The sequence below is a fragment of the Plantibacter flavus genome (assembly GCF_051487245.1).
In the GTDB taxonomy this organism is placed as follows: Bacteria; Actinomycetota; Actinomycetes; order Actinomycetales; family Microbacteriaceae; genus Plantibacter; species Plantibacter flavus_B.
In genome coordinates this window covers 209,266-229,656 of the sequence record NZ_JAHVDH010000005.1, presented here as the reverse complement: position 1 = coordinate 229,656, position 20,391 = coordinate 209,266, and the positions used below count along the sequence as shown (strand labels likewise).

At 70.1% G+C, this 20,391-nt stretch carries 16 protein-coding genes and 1 tRNA gene; 9 read left to right on the top strand and 8 right to left on the bottom strand.

What is annotated here, in order from left to right:
* The first annotated feature begins 116 nt into the window (after positions 1 to 116).
* The gene (locus KXS11_RS14070; protein ID WP_437386231.1) at positions 117 to 578 is read left to right on the top strand and encodes an SIP domain-containing protein; all 462 of its coding nucleotides are present in this window, start codon (positions 117 to 119) and stop codon (positions 576 to 578) included.
* 19 nt (positions 579 to 597) lie between these two features.
* Here the strand turns inward: KXS11_RS14070 and KXS11_RS14065 are convergent, their stop codons facing one another.
* From KXS11_RS14065 to KXS11_RS14045, 5 genes are all read right to left on the bottom strand, one after another.
* A complete protein-coding gene (locus KXS11_RS14065) occupies positions 598 to 1,008 on the bottom strand; it encodes a Fe-S oxidoreductase (RefSeq protein WP_437386230.1) in 411 nt (136 codons plus the stop codon).
* The gene (locus KXS11_RS14060) at positions 1,005 to 2,420 is read right to left on the bottom strand and encodes a dihydrolipoyl dehydrogenase family protein (protein WP_437386229.1); all 1,416 of its coding nucleotides are present in this window, start codon (positions 2,418 to 2,420) and stop codon (positions 1,005 to 1,007) included. The genes KXS11_RS14065 and KXS11_RS14060 overlap by 4 nt, the downstream gene beginning before the upstream one ends.
* Positions 2,417 to 3,274 (bottom strand): arginase family protein, encoded by an 858-nt coding sequence (locus tag KXS11_RS14055; RefSeq protein WP_437386228.1) that lies wholly within the window; start codon positions 3,272 to 3,274, stop codon positions 2,417 to 2,419. Before KXS11_RS14055 ends, KXS11_RS14060 begins: the two co-directional genes overlap by 4 nt.
* Positions 3,275 to 3,370: 96 nt before the next feature.
* Complete coding sequence (locus KXS11_RS14050) at positions 3,371 to 4,147, bottom strand: PspA/IM30 family protein (protein WP_437386227.1); 777 nt, start codon at positions 4,145 to 4,147, stop codon at positions 3,371 to 3,373.
* A gap of 83 nt (positions 4,148 to 4,230) precedes the next feature.
* A complete protein-coding gene (locus KXS11_RS14045) occupies positions 4,231 to 6,300 on the bottom strand; it encodes a TPM domain-containing protein (protein WP_437386226.1) in 2,070 nt (689 codons plus the stop codon).
* Positions 6,301 to 6,526: 226 nt separating this feature from the next.
* Here KXS11_RS14045 and KXS11_RS14040 point away from each other — a divergent pair, with 226 nt between their 5' ends.
* Positions 6,527 to 7,288 carry a gamma-glutamyl-gamma-aminobutyrate hydrolase family protein gene (locus tag KXS11_RS14040; protein ID WP_437386225.1) on the top strand — a complete coding sequence of 254 codons (762 nt, stop codon included), beginning with the start codon at positions 6,527 to 6,529 and terminating at the stop codon, positions 7,286 to 7,288.
* Positions 7,289 to 7,426: 138 nt separating this feature from the next.
* A complete protein-coding gene (locus KXS11_RS14035) occupies positions 7,427 to 8,257 on the top strand; it encodes a DUF3097 domain-containing protein (RefSeq protein ID WP_437386224.1) in 831 nt (276 codons plus the stop codon).
* Between the two features lie 22 nt (positions 8,258 to 8,279).
* Here KXS11_RS14035 and KXS11_RS14030 read toward each other — a convergent pair whose 3' ends face one another.
* Positions 8,280 to 9,623 (bottom strand): aminotransferase class III-fold pyridoxal phosphate-dependent enzyme, encoded by a 1,344-nt coding sequence (locus KXS11_RS14030; RefSeq protein WP_437386223.1) that lies wholly within the window; start codon positions 9,621 to 9,623, stop codon positions 8,280 to 8,282.
* Positions 9,624 to 9,772: 149 nt separating this feature from the next.
* On the opposite strand from KXS11_RS14030, the gene KXS11_RS14025 reads away from it, so the two are divergent.
* Together KXS11_RS14025 and KXS11_RS14020 are read left to right on the top strand one after the other, a co-directional pair.
* Positions 9,773 to 13,771 carry a Pls/PosA family non-ribosomal peptide synthetase gene (locus tag KXS11_RS14025; protein WP_437386222.1) on the top strand — a complete coding sequence of 1,333 codons (3,999 nt, stop codon included), beginning with the start codon at positions 9,773 to 9,775 and terminating at the stop codon, positions 13,769 to 13,771.
* The gene (locus tag KXS11_RS14020) at positions 13,771 to 15,102 is read left to right on the top strand and encodes a M1 family metallopeptidase (RefSeq protein ID WP_437386221.1); all 1,332 of its coding nucleotides are present in this window, start codon (positions 13,771 to 13,773) and stop codon (positions 15,100 to 15,102) included. Before KXS11_RS14025 ends, KXS11_RS14020 begins: the two co-directional genes overlap by 1 nt.
* 13 nt (positions 15,103 to 15,115) lie before the next feature.
* On the opposite strand, the gene KXS11_RS14015 is transcribed toward KXS11_RS14020, so the two are convergent.
* A complete protein-coding gene (locus KXS11_RS14015; RefSeq protein WP_437386220.1) occupies positions 15,116 to 15,787 on the bottom strand; it encodes a 4'-phosphopantetheinyl transferase family protein in 672 nt (223 codons plus the stop codon).
* Between the two features lie 121 nt (positions 15,788 to 15,908).
* Positions 15,909 to 15,983, bottom strand: a tRNA-Arg gene (locus KXS11_RS14010).
* A gap of 91 nt (positions 15,984 to 16,074) precedes the next feature.
* Between KXS11_RS14010 and KXS11_RS14005 the strand changes: the two genes are divergently transcribed.
* From KXS11_RS14005 to KXS11_RS13990, 4 genes are all read left to right on the top strand, one after another.
* Positions 16,075 to 16,908 (top strand): transglutaminase-like domain-containing protein, encoded by an 834-nt coding sequence (locus KXS11_RS14005; RefSeq protein WP_437386219.1) that lies wholly within the window; start codon positions 16,075 to 16,077, stop codon positions 16,906 to 16,908.
* Positions 16,909 to 16,960: 52 nt separating this feature from the next.
* Positions 16,961 to 18,631 (top strand): arginine--tRNA ligase, encoded by a 1,671-nt coding sequence (gene argS / locus KXS11_RS14000; protein WP_437386218.1) that lies wholly within the window; start codon positions 16,961 to 16,963, stop codon positions 18,629 to 18,631.
* Positions 18,632 to 18,780: 149 nt separating this feature from the next.
* Positions 18,781 to 19,377 carry a hypothetical protein gene (locus tag KXS11_RS13995; RefSeq protein WP_437386217.1) on the top strand — a complete coding sequence of 199 codons (597 nt, stop codon included), beginning with the start codon at positions 18,781 to 18,783 and terminating at the stop codon, positions 19,375 to 19,377.
* Positions 19,378 to 19,423: 46 nt separating this feature from the next.
* The gene (locus tag KXS11_RS13990) at positions 19,424 to 20,200 is read left to right on the top strand and encodes an LmeA family phospholipid-binding protein (protein WP_437386216.1); all 777 of its coding nucleotides are present in this window, start codon (positions 19,424 to 19,426) and stop codon (positions 20,198 to 20,200) included.
* Positions 20,201 to 20,391: the final 191 nt, after the last annotated feature.

The window sequence follows — 20,391 nt, the reverse complement described above, 5'->3', positions numbered from 1 at the left end:
GCGAGCGTATCGGGGCAGGCTGCACGGTGCCAGTTCCGTCGTCAGACGCCGTCACAGAGTGATCGGATCGTGATGTCAGGGGGAGAGCGAAGCTTAGGCATGCCTATACTTATCCCGTGAGCTATTTCGAGGACCCGGCCGAGTTCGCACTCGCCGACGCACGACACGTGCTCCTCGCCGGTGACGAGTCATCCATCGGCGAGTTGGCCGCGGTGCTCGCCATGCTCCCCATCTGCTCCCGCGGGCAGGTCTTCGTCGAGGTCGAGGACGCTGCAGCCATCACTCCGCTGCAGGCGCCCGGTCGGGTCGTCGTCACCTGGTTGACGCGAGCAGCCCGTTCCGGAGAGCCCGGCACCGGAGCACGCTGCGCTCACGGCCAAGCGGTCTCCCGGGCGACACGGGCCTGGGCGAGCGAGATGCTCGACGTCGAGGGTCACGCCTCGGCCGAGTACCACGTGTGGATCGGTGGCGACACCGACCACCTGACGGGGCTCCGCAACGATCTGCGCATGACGCTCGCGAGCATGAACGCCCGCGCGGCACAGGCCTCCGAGGCACCGGAACGCGCCTCCCGCTGAAGCCGACGGCGACCAGGCGTCAGCGACGCCGAGGCAGGTATCCGCCCGCTTCCAGCCCGGCCTCGATCTCGAAACGGTTCCGCAACGGATCGCGTCCCGCCATCCCGTACATGAGTGGGAAGAGCATGCCGTAGCGCTGCCATTGCCGTTTGTGCACCGCCTCGTGCCCGAGCACCCGGTCCGAGACGTTCTGGTTCGTCAGGTAGACGCCGCCGACGCACGAGCCGCCGCGGCCGAACGTCCACGCCGGCATGCCGCGGAACACGATCATCCCGCCGCGTCGTTCGATCTTCCCGGTGCTCCAGATCGCACCCCAGACGAGGCCGGTGAGCGTCGCGTACCAGTATCCGAGCCTGCTGATCGGGGAGTCGAGGAAGGGACCGCCGCTGCGACGCGGGCGCGCTCCGACGGCAGGTCGAGCCTCGCTCACGCACCGCTCCGGTAGGTCTCGAGCAGGCGCAGCCAGATCTCGCTCATGGTCGGGTAGGACGGCACGGCGTGCCACAGCCGGTCGAGTGGGACCTCGCCGACGACCGCGATCGTCGCGGCGTGCACGAGCTCCGCGACGTCCTGGCCCACGAAGGTCATGCCGATGATCACACCGCGGGTCTCGTCGACGATCATGCGCGCACGACCTGTGTATCCGTCGGCGTGGAGGCTCGCACCCGCAATGCTCCCGAGCTCGTAGTCGACCACGCGGTGGTCGATCCCCGCCTGCTCGGCCTGCGCGGCGGTCAGACCGACGGCGGCCACCTCGGGCTCCGAGAACACGACCTGCGGGACGGCGGCATGGTCGGCTGTGGCGGAGTGGTCGCTCCAGGCCGAGGTGTCGACGTCGTCGCCCGAGGCTCTCGCGGCGATCACGGCACCGGCCGCACGCGCCTGGTACTTGCCCTGATGGGTGAGGAGCGCGCGGTGGTTCACATCGCCGACCGCGTACAACCAACCGCTCCCGGGGACCCGCATCTGGTCGTCGACGTCGATCCAGGCGCCCGGCGTCAGCCCGACGGTCTCGAGACCGAGGTCCTCCGTCCGTGGTGTGCGGCCTGTCGCGACCACGAGTTCCGAGACCGTCACGGGGTCGTGGCCGTCGAGCTCGATCGTGACGGCGCCGTCCTCCGCGCGGGAGACGGCGGTGGGGGAGGCATGGACGATCGTCACGCCGAGTGCGCGGAGCGACTCCTCGACCAGTTCACCTGCGAACGGTTCGTTCGCCCGCAGCAGGCCGCTCCGGGCGATGAGCGTCACTCGGACGCCGAGCCGCTGGTACGCCGTCGCGAGCTCCACCGCGACGACCCCGCCACCGAGGAAGGCCGCCGACTCCGGCAGCTCCTGCACGCTCGTCGCCTCGCGACTCGTCCACGGCTGCGCCTCGGCGAGTCCGGGGATGTCGGGGAGGAGTGCGGCCGAGCCGGTGGAGACCGCGACCGCGTGCGTCGCCACGAGCACCGTCGTCGAACCGTCGGGGGCCGTCACGGTGACCTCGCGCTCGCCGGTCAGCCGCCCATGTCCGCGGACGAGGTCGATCCCGGCCCCCTCGAGCCACGACACCTGGCCGGCGTCCGACCAGTCGCTCGTGAACGAGTCACGTCGAGCGAGGACCTTCACCGGGTCGAGTGCGGTGTCCTCGGGGATGGAACCACCCGTGCGCTTCGCGGCGTCGAGGGCTGCTCCGGAACGGATGAGCGCCTTCGACGGCATGCACGCCCAGTACGAGCACTCGCCGCCGACGAGTTCGCTCTCGACGATGACGACGCTGAGACCGCCCTGGTGGGCGTAGTCCGCGACGTTCTCACCGACGGGTCCTGCGCCGATGACGATGAGGTCGACGGTCCGGGTCATGATGCTGCTCCTGAGTTCGTGGTGGCCGGTCTCGGTTCGCGACTGATCGCGCCGATGATGCGGAGGATCGTGCCGAGGTCGTCGGCTGCTGCGTCCGGCGTCCCGGGGGAGAAGCCGGTGACGCCCGCGCCGGCGAAGCCGAAGCGCGACCGCAGCTCGGTGATGCAGTCGAGGAGTGTGGCGAGCTCCAGACCGAACGGCACGGCTGAGCTGACTCCGGCGATGACAGAGGGGTCGAGCACGTCCACGTCCACGTGGATGTACACGCGCTCGGCGCCGGTGGACTCGACGGCAGCAACCACCTCGGCGGCGCTCGTCATCACCGAGGACACCATCGGGATGCTGCGCTCCTCGACGTGGGCGAGCTCGGCGTCATCGAGGTCGCGGACACCCACCAGCACGAGTCTGGCGGGATCGAGCGGGGCGACCGGGAGGAGCGAAGCCGCGCCCTCGCCGGTCAGTGCCCGCGCGACCATGCCGCTGAAGGAGCCTGACGGGGAGGTGAGCGGGGTGTTGAGGTCGCCGTGCGCGTCGAACCACACGACGGCGATCGCGGGGTCGCGGCGGAGCGCCTCGCCGACGGAGGCGAGCTCCACACCGCAGTCCCCGCCGATCGTGATGACGGGCTCCTCGATCCCGGCGATGGCCTGGCGCTGCAGCTCCGCCGTCGTCACCAGCGAGCTCGCCCGCCGGATGTCGGTGTCCAGGGCTTCGCCCGCCTCGGCCGGCACGTGCACGACGGTGGTCGATCCGGCTGGCAGGTCGCCCCGGATCGCCTCCGCTCCATCGATCAACTGCATTGCCCTGGACGAACCGGAGCCCTGCCACTGGGGGACGACGACGAACTTCGTCATGCTGTACCTTCCTGACGCGAGTGGAACGGATGCTGCGACGGCGAAGGGCCGCATCGGGCGCGAGCACGCCGCGCCGATGGGCCCTTCGCTCAGGTGCTACTGGCCGGAGCCGGGCGTGTACTCGGGGCCGGAGGCCTCGATCGCCGCCGACGGCGCGGTGGAGCCGCCCTTGAGTGCGGCCAGACGGGCCTCGACCTCGGTGAGCTCGCCGAGGTCCTCGAGGTCGTTGAACTGGGCGTCGAGGCTCGATGCCGCGAGCTCCTGCTGGCCGAGGACCTTCGCCTCCTCGCGGCGGATCTTGTCCTCGTAGCGGCTGAGGTCGCTCGTGGGGTCGAGGATGTCGATGCTGCCGACGGCATCGGCGACCTTCTTCTGAGCTTCGGCGGTCTTCGAGCGGGCGACGAGTTCGCTGCGCTTCGTCTTCAGCTGCTCGAGCTTCGCCTTCATGCCGTTCAGGCCGTTCTTCAGCTGGTCGACGACCTTCGTCTGCGAGGCCAGCTGCGGCTCGGCCTGCTTGGCCTCGTTCTCGGAACCGATCTGGCGCTGCAGCGCGATCTTCGCGAGATTGTCGAACTTGTCGGCGTCCGCTGCGTTGCCGGCCTGACGGTATTCGTCGGCCTTGCGGCTCGCCGCGAGGGCCTTGTTGCCCCACTCCGCAGCGGCTTCCACGTCCTCCTTGTGGTCCTGTTCCAGCAGGCGCAGGTTGCCGATCGTCTCAGCGATCGCGCTCTCGGCGTCGGCGATGGAGTTCGTGTAGTCACGGACCATCTGGTCGAGCATCTTCTGCGGGTCCTCGGCGGAATCGAGCAGCGCGTTGATGTTCGCCTTGGTCAGCTGTGCGATTCGTCCGAAGATGGACTGCTTCTCTGCCATGGTGTGGTTCCTCTCTCGTGTCCTGCGTGGTGTTCGTGTCGTCGTGTTGTCGTGTTGAGTCGATGGGTGCGGAGGCGTCGCGGTCAGAACCGCCCGCCGCCGCGTCGTGAGCGCGTGCCGCCTCCACCGAAACTGCCGGGGCTACGGGACGAGCCGCGGGAGCCGCGGGAGCCGCCGGAGGAGCCGCCGCCGAACATCCCTCCACCCGAGCGGGACCCACCGCCTCCTCCGCCGAGGACGGAGTTGATGAGGATGCCGCCGAGCACGGCTCCGAGGACGCCGTTGCCACCGTTGCCGGCCTGGTTCTGGGCGCCGCCGAAGATGCTGTCGAGGCCACCGGCCGACTGCGTCTGGAACTGCCCGAGGTCGGCTTGCGCGAGCTGCACGGCCTGACCGGCGAGGCCGTTCGCACGCTGCGCCAGCGAGAGTGCCTGGGTGGGATCCGAGGCCGCGAGGCCCTGGGCCTGGACGAGGGTGCGGCCGGCCTCGGCGAGGCGGGTGCGTGCCTCCGCGCCGACCGCGCCGCGCCGCGAGACGATGAAGTCCTCGGCCGCGGACACCTGCGCCTGGGCGGTCTGGAGGGTCTGGCCGAGCGCCGCCGCCGCCCGCTGCTGCTGTTCCACGGCGGTGCGGACGCCCTGCATGGCGCTGTCGATCTGCGCGTTCGCGGCATCGAGGCGGGCCAGGAGGGCGATGGGATTGCCTGGCGCCCCGAGCGAGCCGCGCACCTGCGCCACGGCGGCCGAGGTGCTCGCCACGACCGGCGCGAGCGTGCCCGTCGGATCGGGCTGTCCGCTGGCGGCGGCGATGTCCGCGTCGAGCTCGGCGAGGCGTGCTGCGACGTTCTGCTCGGCGCTCTGGAGGTCGGCCTCGAGTCGCTTGACGGCTCCGGTCAGCTGCGTGCTCTGATCCAGCGCCTCCTCGGCAGCACGGATGCCGACGGCGGCCTCACCGGAGTCGCCTGCTGCGAGCTTGGCCGAGGCGTCTGCGACAGCGGTGGCGACGAAGGCGAGTCGCTCCGCCGCCTGATCGGCGTTGTCGGCGACCGTGATCAGGGCGTCAGGAGTGTAACGGGACTGGAGGGCGTGCACCGTGTCTCGGGTCGCTTGGACGGTCGGCTCGGCGGCGGCCGCTCGGGCGCGCAACTCCTCCACCGCGGCCGGGGCGTTCTTCTCCAGCGCTCGGAGTTCGTCGAAGGACGCAGCCTGCTCGTCGAGGACCTGGTTCGCGTGCTCGCAGAGCCGGATGATCCGGATGTTCCAGTCGCGCTGCTCCTGCTCGGTGTCCGGCTCCGCGTCGTCGAGTCGCTGTTTGAGGGCGAAGGCCTGCGAGAGTTCATCCTTCGCACCCGCGAGCGCCGCGGTGAAGGCTGCGGTCGCAGCCTCGCCGTAGGAGGCGGTGGCGAAGCCGAGCTCCTCCTCGCTCGTGCGGATCGCATCGTCGGTCTGCACGAGGGCGCTGCCCGCCTGGCGGACGAGTTCCACGAGGGGGGTGGACGAGAGCGGGTCGGCAGCGACGCCTCCCGGACCGCGGGTGACGGACTGCGTCCCCTTGCGCCGGCGAGCGATGAAGAAGATGACGAGACCGACGACGACGATGCCGATGAGGAGCACCCACAGGAACCCCCAGCCGCCCGACCCGCTCGAGTCGGAACCGGTGGCAGGGATGGAACCACCCCCGACAGCGGTGCCGAGACCCTGGGCGGCGGCGATGCCGGCGCCCGCCCAGTCGTCGTCGCGGAGCTGCGGCAGGATGAGCTGTTGTTCGATCTCGGTGAGCTGGTCTCCCGAGACCGGACCACTGGAGTCGCCGGACAGATAGTACGCGCGGTCCTCGGTCGCGATGGCGAGCAGATACTGGTTCGGCCCGAGGTTGTTGTCCGTGGCCGTCTGGTTCGCCCACGACTCGGCATCGCTCGGGTTCGTGAAGGTGGGGACGTACACGACCCACAGATCGACGTTCTGTTCGGAGGCGAGCGAGTCGATCGCATCGGTGACGCTCGCGACCTCGCTGCTGCTCAGGACACCGGCACTGTCGGAGACCCGGCCCGAGCCGAGTTGCACCGGGCTGTCCGCCCAGGCTGTGGACGCGCCGGCTCCGAGCAGCACGGTCAGGCAGAACGCCCAGATCGTCATCGTCCAGCGAACCCGCATCGGCCACCTCGTCACTCGTTCGGACCATCCGAGCCTCACCCCGTGGCCCGGTTCGAGCCGGACTGCAGCTCGTTCCGAGTCTAGGACGGGCCGTCCGACATCTCTACAGCAGACTCCCAGGAGTCGTCGCCGGCTGTGTTACCCACCGTGACGCCTCGAGTGGCAGCCGCGGCATCTCGCGGGGAGACTGGGGGAAGTCGTCATCCGAGCACCTGGAAGGAGCATCATGCAAGGACACGTCTCACCCATGCTGGCGCTCGTCGAGGTCACCCGGTTCCGCGAGGACGACCAGGCGTACCACGAGTACGTCCAGATCCTGATCGGTCGCGCGATCGCCGCCGCTGAGCGCGCCGGCTGGCGTGTGAGCCGGCTCGCCGCCCAGGACCTCGGCACCGACGCGCTGCTCGCTTCGACCGACGCCGCCTCGGCGGTCGTCATCATGGGCGGTGCCGACATCGACCCGCTCCATTACGGCGGCGAGACCGGCTACCGCGGCGAGGGGCAGCACTTCGCCGAAGCCGATCGGGCGCAGCTCGCCCTCGCCCGTCGCGCCGCTGAGCGAGGGACGCCGCTGCTCGGCATCTGCCGTGGACACCAGATCATCAACGTCGCACTCGGCGGCACGCTCGTCCAGGACCTCGGTTCGCACAGCTCGCACCGCAACGAGGACGTGCCGGTCGATCAGATCATGACGCCGCACGAGGTCGAGCTCGATCCGTCGAGTGCCCTCGCGTTCCGTCTGGGCGGTCGTCGGGTGCAGGTGCAGAGTGCCCATCACCAGTCGGTCGACACGCTCGGCGCCGGGCTCCGTGCTGTCGCGTGGGCGTCCGACGGCACGATCGAGGCGATCGAGCACGAGACGCTCCCCATCACGGGCGTGCAGTGGCACCCCGAGGACCCGGGGATGGTCGACGACCAGCTGGGGCTGCTGCTCGGCGGTCTGGCTCGCGAGGCCGAGCGCGCCGCCGCGTACTCCACTGCCGCCTGAGACCTGCCTGCGCCGCCGTCCCTCGGTCACTGCCCTTTCTCAGGAACTGCCCGGCGTGTCGCGGCGTGTCGGGGTGCCTCCCGAACGCCACGCCGCGACGTTCCTGAGATCGGGAACCTCGTTGGTTAGCGTTGTCTGGTGTTCGAAGACAGGTACGGCCAAGACGTCCTCGCCGGCGACTGGCGCAAGAAGGACCGCGTGGTCGCCCGAGAGGTGGAGGCGGTCACCGACCTCGTGATCGAGGAGCTCGGCGGCTTCTGCGGCGCCATCACGCGCGTCGAGGCGAAGACCGTCGAGCTCGAGGACTACCGCGGCAAGCGTCGGGTGTTCCCCATGGGTGCCGGGTTCCTGCTCGAAGGGGAGCCGGTCGTGCTCGTCGTGCCGAAGCGGGCGCCGGCCGGTCGTGCGCGCACGGCTTCTGGATCGTTCGCGGTGGAGACCACCGCCCGGGTCGCTCGGGCCAGTCGCATCTTCGTCGAGGGGCGGCACGACGCCGAACTCGTCGAGCGGGTGTGGGGAGACGACCTCAGGGTCGAGGGCGTCGTCGTCGAGTACCTCGCCGGCGTCGACCACCTGGACGCGGCGCTCGCCGAGTTCCAACCGGGGCCGGAACGACGCGTCGGGGTGCTCGTCGACCACCTCGTGCGCGGTTCCAAAGAACAGCGGATCGCCGACGCCGTGATGGCCGGTCCGAACGGCAAGCACGTGCTGATCGTCGGGCACCCCTACGTGGACATCTGGCAGGCGGTGAAGCCGGCACGGGTCGGGCTGGCCGAGTGGCCGACGATCCCGCGCTCGATCGAGTGGAAGAAGGGCATCTGCCAGGCGTTCGGATGGCCGCACGACTCGCAGGCCGACATCGCCCGGGCGTGGAAGAAGATCCTCGGTCAGGTGCGCACGTTCAACGACCTCGAGCCGGAACTGCTCGGTCGTGTCGAGCACCTCATCGACTTCGTCACCGTCGACTGACCGCCGGCGCCGGCGTGAGCGGCTAGGAGACGACCTGTGACAGGGCGTCCTCGAGGACGGCGGCCGCGTCGCGCAGGAGCTCGTCGGACATCACGGCGCTCGGCAGCAGACGCAGCACCGAATCCCAGGAACCGGCGTCGAGCACCAGCACACCCTGCGCGATCGCGGCGTCGATGATCGTCTGCAGAGCGGTCGGGTGCGGCTGCTTCGTCCCAGGGACGACGAGCTCGATGCCCGCCATCGCGCCGATGATGCGGACCTCGCCGACGATGTCGAACCGCTCGGCCCAGTCGCCGATGAGCGAGCGAAGTGTGGCCTCCACACGACGGGCCTCACCGAGGATGTCCTCGCGCTCGATGACCTCGAAGGTGGCCAGCGCTGCCGCGGTGGAGACAGGGTTGCCACCGAAGGTGCCGCCGATGCCCCCGGGCTGCACCGCGTCCATGATCTCGGCACGGCCGGTGACGGCCGACAGCGGGAAACCGCCAGCGATGCCCTTCGCACTCGTCACGAGGTCCGGCACGACGCCGTGGTGCTCGATCGAGTACCACGCGCCCGTGCGACCGATACCGGCCTGGATCTCGTCCGCGACGAACACGATGCCGTTCTCCGTGCACCACTCGCTGATCCGCGCGAAGTAACCGGGAGCGGGGATCACGATGCCGCCGTCGCCCAGCACCGGCTCGGCGAAGAACGCCGCGACCTCGCTCGCCCCGATGTGACGCTCGATGTAGTCGATGGTCACCTCGGCGGCTTCCGGGCCGGTCAGTCCGTCGCGGAAGGGGTAGGAGAGCGGCACACTGTAGATCTCGCCGGGGAACGGTCCGAAACCGAGACGTTCCGGCGCGGAACGGTAGGTCATCGCCATCGTGAGGTTGGTGCGACCGTGGAAGGCGTGGTCGAGGGCGACGATCGCCCGACGGCCAGTGAACTTCTTCGCGATCTTCACCGCGTTCTCGACGGCCTCGGCGCCGGAGTTCAGCAGGATCGAGTGCTTCTCGAAATCGCCCGGGGTGATCTCCGCAAGCTTCTCGGCGACCCTGAGGTAGTTCTCGTAGGGGGTCACCGTGAACAGGGTGTGGGTGAGCCTTGTCGCCTGCTCGGCAGCGGCCGCCGCGACGTCGGGGTTCGCGTGGCCGATGGTCGTCACGCCGATGCCGGTACCGAGATCGATGATCTGGTTGCCGTCGACGTCGACGAGGATGCCTCCGGACCCGTGGTCCATCCACACCGGAGCGAGGTTGCCGGCGCCACGCGACACGGCCTTGCGGCGGCGTTCGGTGAGGGCGAGCGATCGGGGGCCGGGGATGGCCGTCGTGAGCTTGCGTTCCTGGGGCACGGTGTATTCGATGGTCACCCGCCCCATGATAAGCGCGCCTCCTCCGAGAGAACCGGGGATGCGCGGTGGGTCGCCGTCGCATCTGCGACACCCGGCGGTTGACTGGTGTTCACCAACCGTCCACATGCGCTCCCTACCGTTGGCGGCGCCACCAGCAGGACGACAGGGGATCGCGCATGGACGCTGCACCGACCAGTGCTCTGCTCGCCGAACGGCAGCCGGGCCTCCTCGGGGGTTCCCGGACGCCGTCTCCACGCACGCTGCTCGACATCGTCCGTGGCGTCGCAGCGGCGCATCCGGAGGCGTCCGCGATCGAGGATGCGGACGGGGCGCTCAGCTACCGAGAGCTGATCGTGCACGCCGAGCGTGTCGCCGCGGGACTGTTCGCCGCCGGTGTCCGCCGTGGTGACCGCGTCGGAATCCGGATCACCTCCGGCAGTCGCGAGCTGTACCTCGGCATCCTCGGCATCCTGTTCGCTGGGGCGGCCTACGTCCCAGTCGACGCCGACGACCCCGAAGAGCGAGCCGACCTCGTGTTCGGGGAGGCCGACGTGGTCGGCGTGCTGACCGATGGCGGCACCTTCGAACGGCGCTCGGCTGACGGAGCCTCGTCGGGGCAGACGGAGCGCCGCGTGCAGCTGGCGACCGCTGCCGCGACGCATGCGAGCACCCGCGCGATCGCGGTCCTCGAGCAGGTGGGGCTCGAGGACGACTCGTGGATCATCTTCACCTCGGGGTCGACGGGCACGCCGAAGGGCGTCGCCGTCTCGCATCGCTCGGCGGCCGCGTTCGTCGACGCCGAAGCGCGTCTGTTCCTGCAGGCCGAACCGCTCGGCACCGGCGATCGCGTGCTCGCAGGACTCTCCGTCGCGTTCGACGCCTCCTGCGAGGAGATGTGGCTCGCCTGGGGGCACGGTGCCTGCCTCGTGCCGGCTCCCCGCTCGCTCGTACGCAGCGGCATGGACCTCGGACCGTGGCTGACTGCGAAGGGCATCACCGTCGTCTCCACCGTGCCGACGCTCGCCGCGATGTGGCCGGCCGAGTCCTTGGAGAACATCCGCATGCTCATCTTCGGTGGCGAAGCCTGCCCGCCGGAGCTCGCAGCCCGCCTCGCCGTCGACGGCCGCGAGGTCTGGAACACCTACGGCCCCACCGAGGCGACCGTGGTCGCCTGCGCCGCACTGCTGACGGGCGAGGACCCGGTCCGGATCGGTCTGCCGCTCGACGGGTGGGACCTCGCCGTCGTCGACGCGGACGGCGTCCCGGTGGAGGAGGGCGGCGTCGGCGAGCTGATCATCGGAGGCGTCGGTCTCGCCCGCTACCTCGATCCGGCGAAGGACGCCGACAAGTACGCTCCCATGCCGAGCATCGGCTGGACGCGCGCCTACCGCAGCGGCGACCTCGTCCGCTACGAGGCCGCAGGTCTCGTCTTCCAGGGTCGGGCGGACGACCAGGTGAAGATCGGCGGACGACGGGTCGAACTCGGCGAGATCGAGGCGGCGCTGCAGGCGCTCGCCGGCGTCTCCGGGGCGGCGGTCGCCGTCCAGCGCACCGCAGCGGGCAACGCCGTGCTCGTCGGGTACCTCGCTGTCACCGAGGGCGCGGAGTTCACGACAGAGGGGGCGCTCGCGACCCTGCGTGAGCAGCTGCCGGCCCCACTCGTGCCATTGCTCGCGGTCGTCCCGGAACTGCCGACTCGGACCTCCGGCAAGGTCGACCGCGCTGCACTCCCGTGGCCGCTCGGCAGCACCGACGGCGAAGACGCCTCGACGCTTGCGGGGACCGCAGCCTGGCTCGCGGAGCAGTGGACCGCTGTCCTCGGGGTCCGCGTCGCCGCGGAGTCCGACAATTTCTTCGACCTCGGCGGCGGCAGCCTCGCCGCCGCGCAGCTCGTCTCCCTCATCCGCACCCGCGACGCCGAGTTCACCGTCGCCGACATCTACAGCCACCCGCGGCTCGGCGCGATGACCGCGGAGCTCGACGGTCGGCGTCCCGACCGACGCTCGCAGGCCGCCGTCGCAGACCCGGTCCTGCCGACTCCGCTCGGCACCCAGTGGGCGCAGACGCTCCTCGGCGTTCCGCTGCTGATCCTCGTCGGACTCCGTTGGCTCGTCTACCTCCTCGCGGGCAGCCGAGTGCTCGGACTCGTCGCCGACGTCCCCTACCTCCCGATGGTGTCGTGGTGGTGGATCGGTGCCGGGTTCCTGGTGTTCATCACTCCGCTCGGGCGCATGGCGATCTCGGTCGTCGCATCGCGGCTCCTCCTCGCCGGAGTCCGGCCGGGCGACTATCCGCGTGGTGGTGGCGTGCACGTGCGCCTCTGGCTCGCCGAGCGCATCGCCGACTCGGTGGGCGCCGTCAGCCTCGCCGGTGCACCCTGGATCTCCAATTACGCCAGAGCCCTCGGGGCGAAGATCGGCCGCGACGTCGACTTGCACAGTGTCCCGCCCGTGACCGGGCTGCTCACCGTCGGCGCCCGGGCGTCGATCGAACCCGAGGTCGACCTCCGCGGCTACTGGGTCGACGGCGACACGCTCCGCCTCGGCCACGTGCACATCGGCGCAGAGAGCACTGTCGGCGCTCGCAGCACCCTGCTGGCGGGCACCCGCATCGGCAAGCGTGCTGAGATCGCTCCGGGCTCCTCGGTGTTCGGGCGCGTGCCGTCCGGTCACCTCTGGTCCGGCTCACCGGCGGTCCGGGTCGGCAAGGCGAAACCGGTCTGGCCCCTCGAGCGCCCGCCGCGTCGTCGCCGCTGGTTGTTCGCCTACGGTGCGGGTTCCGCGGTGCTGTCGGTCCTCCCGTTCCTCGCCTTCGTGCTGGGGGCCGCCGTCGTGGCCGCCGGTGCCGCTGGTGCGTCGACCCTGATCGAGTTCTCCTGGCGGGCGCTCGCCTGGGTCCCGGTCGCGACGATCGTCTGGTTCGTCGTCCTCGCCCTGACGACCATCGGCCTCGTCCGGCTCCTCGGCCTCGGACTCCGCGAGGGGTACTTCCCGGTGCGCAGCCGCGTCGGCTGGCAGGTGTGGGCGACGGAACGCCTCCTCGACTCCGCCAGGACCTTGCTCTTCCCGCTCTACGCGAGCCTCTTCACACCCGTCTGGTTGCGACTCCTCGGCGCGAAGGTCGGACGGAACGTCGAGGCGTCGACGGTGCTGCTGCTCCCGCGGATGACGACGGTGGGCGACGGCGCGTTCCTCGCCGACGACACGATGGTCGCCTCGTACGAACTCGGAGGCGGTTGGATGAGGATCGCGGGTGCCTCCGTCGGCAAACGTGCCTTCCTCGGGAACTCCGGCATGGCAGGGCCGGGCATGCACGTTCCGAAGAACGGCCTCGTCGCGGTGCTCTCGGCGGCGCCGCGCAAAGCGAAGTCCGGCTCCTCCTGGCTCGGCAGCCCGCCGATGCGCCTGCGCCGCCAGGTGTCGGACGCCGACCTCGACCGCACCTACGACCCGCCGCTGTGTCTGCGGATCGCTCGGTCCCTGTGGGAACTCTGCCGCATGGTGCCCGTCATGGTGACGACCGGCATCGCGCTGCTCGTCCTCCTGTCCCTGGCCTGGTTCGCCGACACCTGGGGGCTCGGTGTCGCGATCGCCGTCAGCGGAGCGGTGCTCCTCGCGGCAGGGGCGCTCGCCGCCGGGGTCACGACGGTGGCGAAGTGGGTCATCGTCGGACCGATCCGGGTGGGTGAGCATCCGCTGTGGTCATCGTTCATCTGGCGCAACGAGGTGTCCGACACCTTCGTGGAGATGGTCGCCGCCCCCTGGTTCGCCGCTCCGGCCACGGGGACACCGGCGCTCACCTGGTGGTTGCGTTCACTCGGGGCGCGGATCGGCCGCGGGGTGTGGTGCGAGAGCTACTGGTTGCCCGAGGCGGACCTCGTGGCACTCGGCGACGGCGCGACCGTCAATCGGGGCTGCGTTGTGCAAACCCATCTGTTCCATGATCGAATCATGAGCATGGATCAGGTCGAACTCGCCTCAGGTGCCACGCTCGGGCCGCACAGTGTCATCCTCCCGGGGGCGAGCATCGACGACGACGCGACGGTGGGGCCCGCCTCGCTCGTGATGCGCGGAGAACGTGTCCCGACCGGCAGTCGCTGGAGCGGGAACCCGATCGGTCCGTGGCGCGAGGTGACCACGGCCGAGTACCGCGAGCCCGCGGTCTCGGCATCCTGATGGGAGACACCCTCGCACGCCTGCGCAGCGCAGGCGACCGCTACACCCCCACGAGCGGCAACCGCGGCTACCGAACGGTGCACTACGAGCTCGCCCTCGACTACGACGTCGATCGGAACGGCCTGTCGGGCACCGCCCGCATCACGGCGATTGCGACCGAGCGCCTCACCCGGTTCTCCCTGGACCTCGCCGGACTGCGGGTGGCCAAGGCGCAGGTGGACGGTGTGGAGGCGAAGCGCACCCAGAGTGCGGGCAAACTCACGCTCAGCCCGCGCCGGGCGATCGAGTCCGGTGACGAGTTCTCGGTCGTCGTCCGGTACACCGGCACCCCGAAGCCTCTGCGCAGCCCCTGGGGTGAGATCGGCTGGGAGGAACTCGAGGACGGCGTCATCGTCGCCTCGCAGCCGTGCGGTGCGTCGAGCTGGTACCCGTGCAACGACCATCCCTCCGACAAGGCCACCTACCGGATCAGCCTCACCGCGGCTTCGGGCTACGCCGTCGTGGCGCCGGGGGAACTCGTCTCGCGAACCGCGGGAGCCAGCAGGACCACCTGGGTGTACGAGCAGCGTGAGCCGATGGCGGCGTACCTCGCGACCGTGCAGATCGGGCGCTACCACCGATTGATCGTCCGTGAGCGCGCGCACGCGTCGGTGCCGGTGGTCGCGTACCTGCCGGGTGACCTCGTCGCGGACTTCCGACGCGACTTCGCCGGTCAGGTGGACATGATCAGCTGTTTCGAGCGCGCATTCGGACCGTATCCGTTCTCGAGCTACGGCATCGTCGTGACCGATGACGAGCTGGAGATCCCGCTCGAGGCCCAGGGTCTGTCGATCTTCGGCCGCAACCATGTCGACGGCGTCGGCGGCTCGGAGCGGCTCATCGCGCACGAGCTGGCGCACCAGTGGTTCGGGAACAGCCTGACGATCTCGGGATGGCACGACATCTGGCTGCATGAGGGCTTCGCCTGCTACGCCGAGTGGTTGTGGTCTGAGGAGTCGGGCTCGGCGACCGCGGAGGCGTGCGCCCGCGCGCACTACGAGGTGTTGCTGTCGTCGCCCCAGGACATCGTCGTCGGCGACCCCGGGCCGGAGCTCATGTTCGACGACCGGGTGTACAAGCGCGGAGCGATCGCCCTGCACGCCGTGCGCGTCCTCCTCGGAGATGCGGCGTTCTTCGACCTGCTCCGCGACTGGGTCGCGGCGTTCCGTCACGCGAGTGTGTCGACGGAGGACTTCATCCGCACCGCAGACCGTCACGCGCCGGAGCCGGTCGAGGCCGTGCTCGACGCGTGGCTGTTCCAGGAGGCCTTGCCGGCGTTCCCCACTCGCTGAGCGGTGTCTCCTGTCAGTCGACGAGGTGCGCGACGGCGACGACGAGGTCGCCCTCCGACGCCGCATCACTGACGAGGACGCCGTGCCCGAGGAGCCGGACCGGATACTCCGTGTCGTGTTGCTCGGGCAGGTCGATCGTGCTGGGGTCGATGGTGAGCCCGGTGCCGACGGCTTTCAGCACCGCTTCCTTCGCGGTCCAGGTGGCGGCGACGGACCGCAGTCGTGCCGGTCGCGGAAGGCTGGACCAGCGCTGGAACTCGGCAGGGGAGAGGGCTACGCCTTCGACGCCGGTGAACCGCGCGGGGTCGAGTCGTTCGAGGTCGATGCCGACGGGCATGGTGGTCGAGACGGCCACCGCGGTCGCGTCGGTCGTGTGCGAGATGCTGGTGTGGATCCTGCGGTCGCCGACGACGGCTGAGGGGCGGCCGTGTTCCAGGCCGCACTGAGGGCAGCGCGCCGAGATCCGGACGGAGGTGGCGTCGACGTCGAAGGCGTCGACGAGCGTCCGGGTGAGCAGTGCGCGGCCGATGAGGAACCGGCGTGCATCTCCGGGCGAGGCTGTCTCGAGGCGGGCCCTGCCTCCGGTGCCGAGGTGCGCGGCGGTGGCTTCGAGGTCGAGGCTGTCTGCCGTCGACCAGTCGAGGACGCGAACCGTCGGTTCTGGGAGACGACGGCCGCGGGGCATGGCCCCAGTATCGCCGATGCCGCGGTGGATGGTCACCTCGACTGGATTCGAACCAGCGACTTCTTCCTCGCGAGTTGGGGGAGTGCGCTCGTCTGGTCGGCGTGGGTTGGCGGTCGTGCTGTGGTGCCCTCGACTGGATTCGAACCAGCGACTTCTTCCTCCGGAGGGAAGCGCTCTTCCGCTGAGCTACGAAGGCGGAACGAGACCAAACTACCAGAGTCGGGGCTGTCGTCGGTACCGAGCGGCGTCGGGTCTCTCCGTCGGATGTCGCGTGTGAGAATGAGGGCATGCAGCGCACCCTCACCGCCTCACTCGACCTGCGGGTGCACGACCGGGCCGACCTCATCTTCTCGATCGCTGCGGCGGGCGGTACGCCGCTCGCGAGTGAGCGTCTCCAGGTGCATTCCTCGGAGGGCCCGTGCGCCGTCACGGAACTCGTCGGACCCGATGAGACGAGGTTGCACCGGGTCATCGCCACCCCGGGGCTCCTGCGGGTCGAGTACGAGGCGGTCGTGGTCGGCCATGCCGTGCCGCGGGCGGTGGACGTCCTCGAGACGATGACCTACCTCCGGCCCAGCCGGTATTGCGAGTCGGACGTGCTCTTCTCCCTGGCGCGGGCGGAGCTCGGCTACCTGCTCGAGGGACGTCGTCTGCAGGCCGACGGCTCGGTTTCCGGCGGCACCGAGGCTCTCGCCTGGGTGGCGGCCTGGGTCGGGCGCCACCTCTCGTACGTGTCGGGTTCGACGACGGTCTCGGACAGCGCCGTGTCGACACTCGCCTCCGGGCAGGGCGTGTGCCGCGACTTCGCGCACCTGACGATCGCGATGCTCCGTGCGCTCGACATCCCGGCCAGGTACGCCTCGGTGTACGCCCCCGGCCTCGTGCCGATGGACTTCCACGCGGTGGCTGAGGGCTTCGTCGACGGCGCCTGGCATGTGGTCGACGCGACGGGGCTCGCGCCGCGTCAGTCCTTGGTCCGTATCGCCACGGGACGTGATGCCGCTGACGTCGCCTGGTTGAGCAACCACCACGGCAACGTGTCGGTCGACGACATGCGGATCGACGCCGTGATCGACGTCCTCCCGGTCGACGATCCGGCGCAGCCGGTGCTGCTCGCCTGAACCGGGCCGCGGGCGTGCCCGGTGGCGTCCGGCCCGGGTAGAATCGCTCCTCGTGACTCCTGAAGACCTCGCCTCCGCCCTGCACGCCATCGTCGTTCCCATCGTCGAACGACGACGCGAGGCTTCCGGGGTCGAGGGCTCCGTGGTCGTGTCGCCCGACGACGTCGTGCTCGAGCGGCCCAAGAACCGCGATCACGGTGACTGGGCGTGCAACATCGCGATGAAGCTCGCGAAGCGCATCGGTGCCAACCCGCGCGAGCTCGCGCAGGAGTTCGCCGACGCCCTCGTCCAGGTCGACGGTGTCGCCTCGGTCGAGGTCGCCGGTCCCGGCTTCATCAACGTGCGTCTCGACGCGGCGGCTGCGGGTGCGCTCGCGAAGGTCATCGTCGACGCGGGGGACGCGTTCGGTCGCAACGACTCGCTCGCCGGCCAGACGATCAACCTCGAGTTCGTCTCGGCGAACCCGACCGGACCACTGCACATCGGCCACACTCGGTGGGCTGCGCTCGGCGACTCGCTCGCGCGGGTGCTCACGGCGTCGGGAGCGACGCTCGTCAGCGAGTACTACATCAACGACGCGGGCAACCAGATGGACACGTTCGCCGACTCGGTGATCGCCGCGGCCAAGGGGGAGCCGACGCCTGAGGGCGGGTACCCCGGTGCCTACATCGGCGACCTCGCGAAGGCCGTCCTCGCCGAGATCCCCGACCTGCTCGAGCGTCCCGACGCCCGGGAGATCGCCCGTGAGCGCGCCTACGCGCTGCAGCTCGGCGAGATCCGCGCGTCGCTCGAGCGCTTCAACGTCCACTTCGACGTGTGGTTCAGCGAGCGCACCCTCCATGCTGTGGGTGAGGACGGCACGAGCCTCATCGACCAGGCCGTCGACCGGCTGCGCGAGCAGGGACACGTGTTCGACGAGGAGGGTGCCGTCTGGGTGCGCACCACCGACTTCGGCGACGACAAGAACCGCGTCATCCGCCGCTCCAACGGCGTCTACACCTACTTCGCCGCTGACGCCGCGTACTACCTCAACAAGGGCGACCGCGGCTTCCAGCACAAGATCTACCTGTTGGGGGCCGACCACCACGGCTACGTGCACCGTCTCAAGGCGCTCGCCGGTGCGGCCGGCGACGACCCGGACCGCGACATCGAGGTGCTCATCGGGCAGCTCGTGAGCGTCAACGGCGCGCGTTTGTCGAAGCGTGCCGGAAACATCATCGAGCTCGACGACCTGCAGGCCTGGATCGGCACGGACGCGTTGCGGTACTCGCTGGGACGCTACCCTGCGGACTCGCCGCTCGCGCTCGACCCCGAGCAGCTGCGCAGCCGGACGAACGACAACCCCGTCTTCTACGTGCAGTACGCCCACGCCCGCACCAACTCGGTCGCGCGGAACGCAGCATCGGCCGGTGTCGACCGCAGTTCCTTCGCGCCGGAGCTGCTCGTCCACGAGACCGAGTCTGCGCTCCTCGGTGTGCTGCAGGAGTTCCCGCGGATCGTCGCGCAGGCGGCCACGCTGCGGGAGCCGCACCGCGTCGCGCGTCACCTCGAGGAGACGGCAAGCCTGTACCACAAGTGGTACGACAACTGCCGCGTCGTCCCGATGGGTGAGGAGCCCGTCACCGAGCTGCACCGCACCCGGCTGTGGCTGAACGACGCCACCGGCACCGTCATCCGGAACGGGCTCGCCCTGCTCGGCGTCTCCGCTCCGGAGCGCATGTAGTCCACCACAGCACCGCAGCAGGACGACCGCGCCGCAGCAGGAACCCAGGCCGAGATGCATCCTGCTGCGGCGCGGTCGTCTGTCCCGACGTCGTCCACAGGGCGGATGTCGGAGGCCCACGGACGGGCGACGTTCGGTACCTTCGAAGCATGAGATCAGCGCAGCGACGTCCCCTGCTCATCGGTATCGCATTGGCATGCCTGTTCGCGGTATCGGGTTGCGTGGGCGCGTCGCCGTCCACTGATGCCCCGACGGCGTCCACGACTCCGGTCGATGGCAGCGTGGACCTCCGTGCGTTCGTGCCACGCGGCACGGAGGGTTCCGGCGCGTCCATCCGGTTGACGTTCGAGGACGGACTCGTCCCCGGCAGCGTCGGCACGATGCAGTACCTCCAGAACTTCACCGCTCCGGGCGTCGGCTGCGCCGCCTTCCCGGTCACGCTGGAGGAGGTCGGCGCGAGCACCGTGCAGATCTCGGGTGCGCTCGCCGTCGTTCCGCAGGGAGACGGCGGCCGGACGGTCGCTCCCGCCTTCATCATCCCCGGAGACCCGGTGCGCGCCGCGTTCACCTCTCGCGAGGTGCTCGTCGCGCCCGACACGACGCCCGAGCAGTTCGCCGACTCCGGGCTCACTGAGCTCGAGGGCCTCACCCTCCTGCCGCTGTACCCCACGACGGACGATGAATGGGAGCGGTTCGCCGGCCGCGTCCTCGACGACCAGTCGGCGCTCAACGACCAGGTGTGCTGATCGTCCGACGCACGCTTCAGCGCCTCGCTCCGGCTACCCTCGGGGGATGACCACTGCGACCGAGACCCCACGCCCCGCGAAGCGCCGTCGGCCCTGGCTCCCCGTCGCGATCGTCGTGGGTGTGCTCGTGGTCCTCGTCGGCCTGTTCTTCCTCGCCGACACGATCGTGCGGGGGATCGCCGAGCAGCGGGTGGCGAGCGAGATCGAACAGAGCCTGCCAGAGAACGTCGACGCCGATGTCGCGGTGTCGATCGGTGGTGCCTCCGTCATCGCGCAGTACCTCTCGGGCACCTTCGACCGGGTCGAACTGAGCGCACCGGACGCGAGCGTCGACGGTGTCCCGCTCGACATCGACATCACGGCCGACGCCGTCCCGGTCGACACGAGCAAGACCGTCGGGAACGTCGTCGCGACCATCACGATCGACCAGGCCGGCGCGCAGTCCCTGGCGACCTCAGCCGGGCTGACGGGCACGCTGACGCTCGGCGAGGACGAGATCGAGTACGCCTCGGAGGTCAGTGCCCTCGGCATCACCGTGCCGTACGACTTCGCCGTCGCCCCCAGCACGACACCGGACTCGGTCGTCCTCACACCGACCGCGGTGAACGTCGACGGCGGGTTCCTCGGGGTCATCGACCTGAAGGCGTTCGTGACCGGAATCCTGCAGGGAGACCCACCGAGCATCTGCATCGCGCAGTATCTCCCGGAGGGGACGCGCTTGGACGGTGTCACCGTGACGAGCACGGGTGCGACGGCCGAGCTCTCCTCGACGAGCCTCCGGCTCTCGGCCGACTCGCTGCAGACGCTCGGCAGCTGCGGCTGAGACCGGCCGGCTCCATCGCCGTCGTGCGTCGGGCGGGTCGGCGTCATGATTCTGCACGAGTGCTCCCGGCTCGCTAGACTTTCTGCACACCCACTGCTCCGACCGAGTGGTGTGGTGTGTCATCGGGCCGACAGGCCCGAGCTACACCTCAGCCGTTCCAACCGAGCGGCGATGGGTGCGAACGGCCCGGA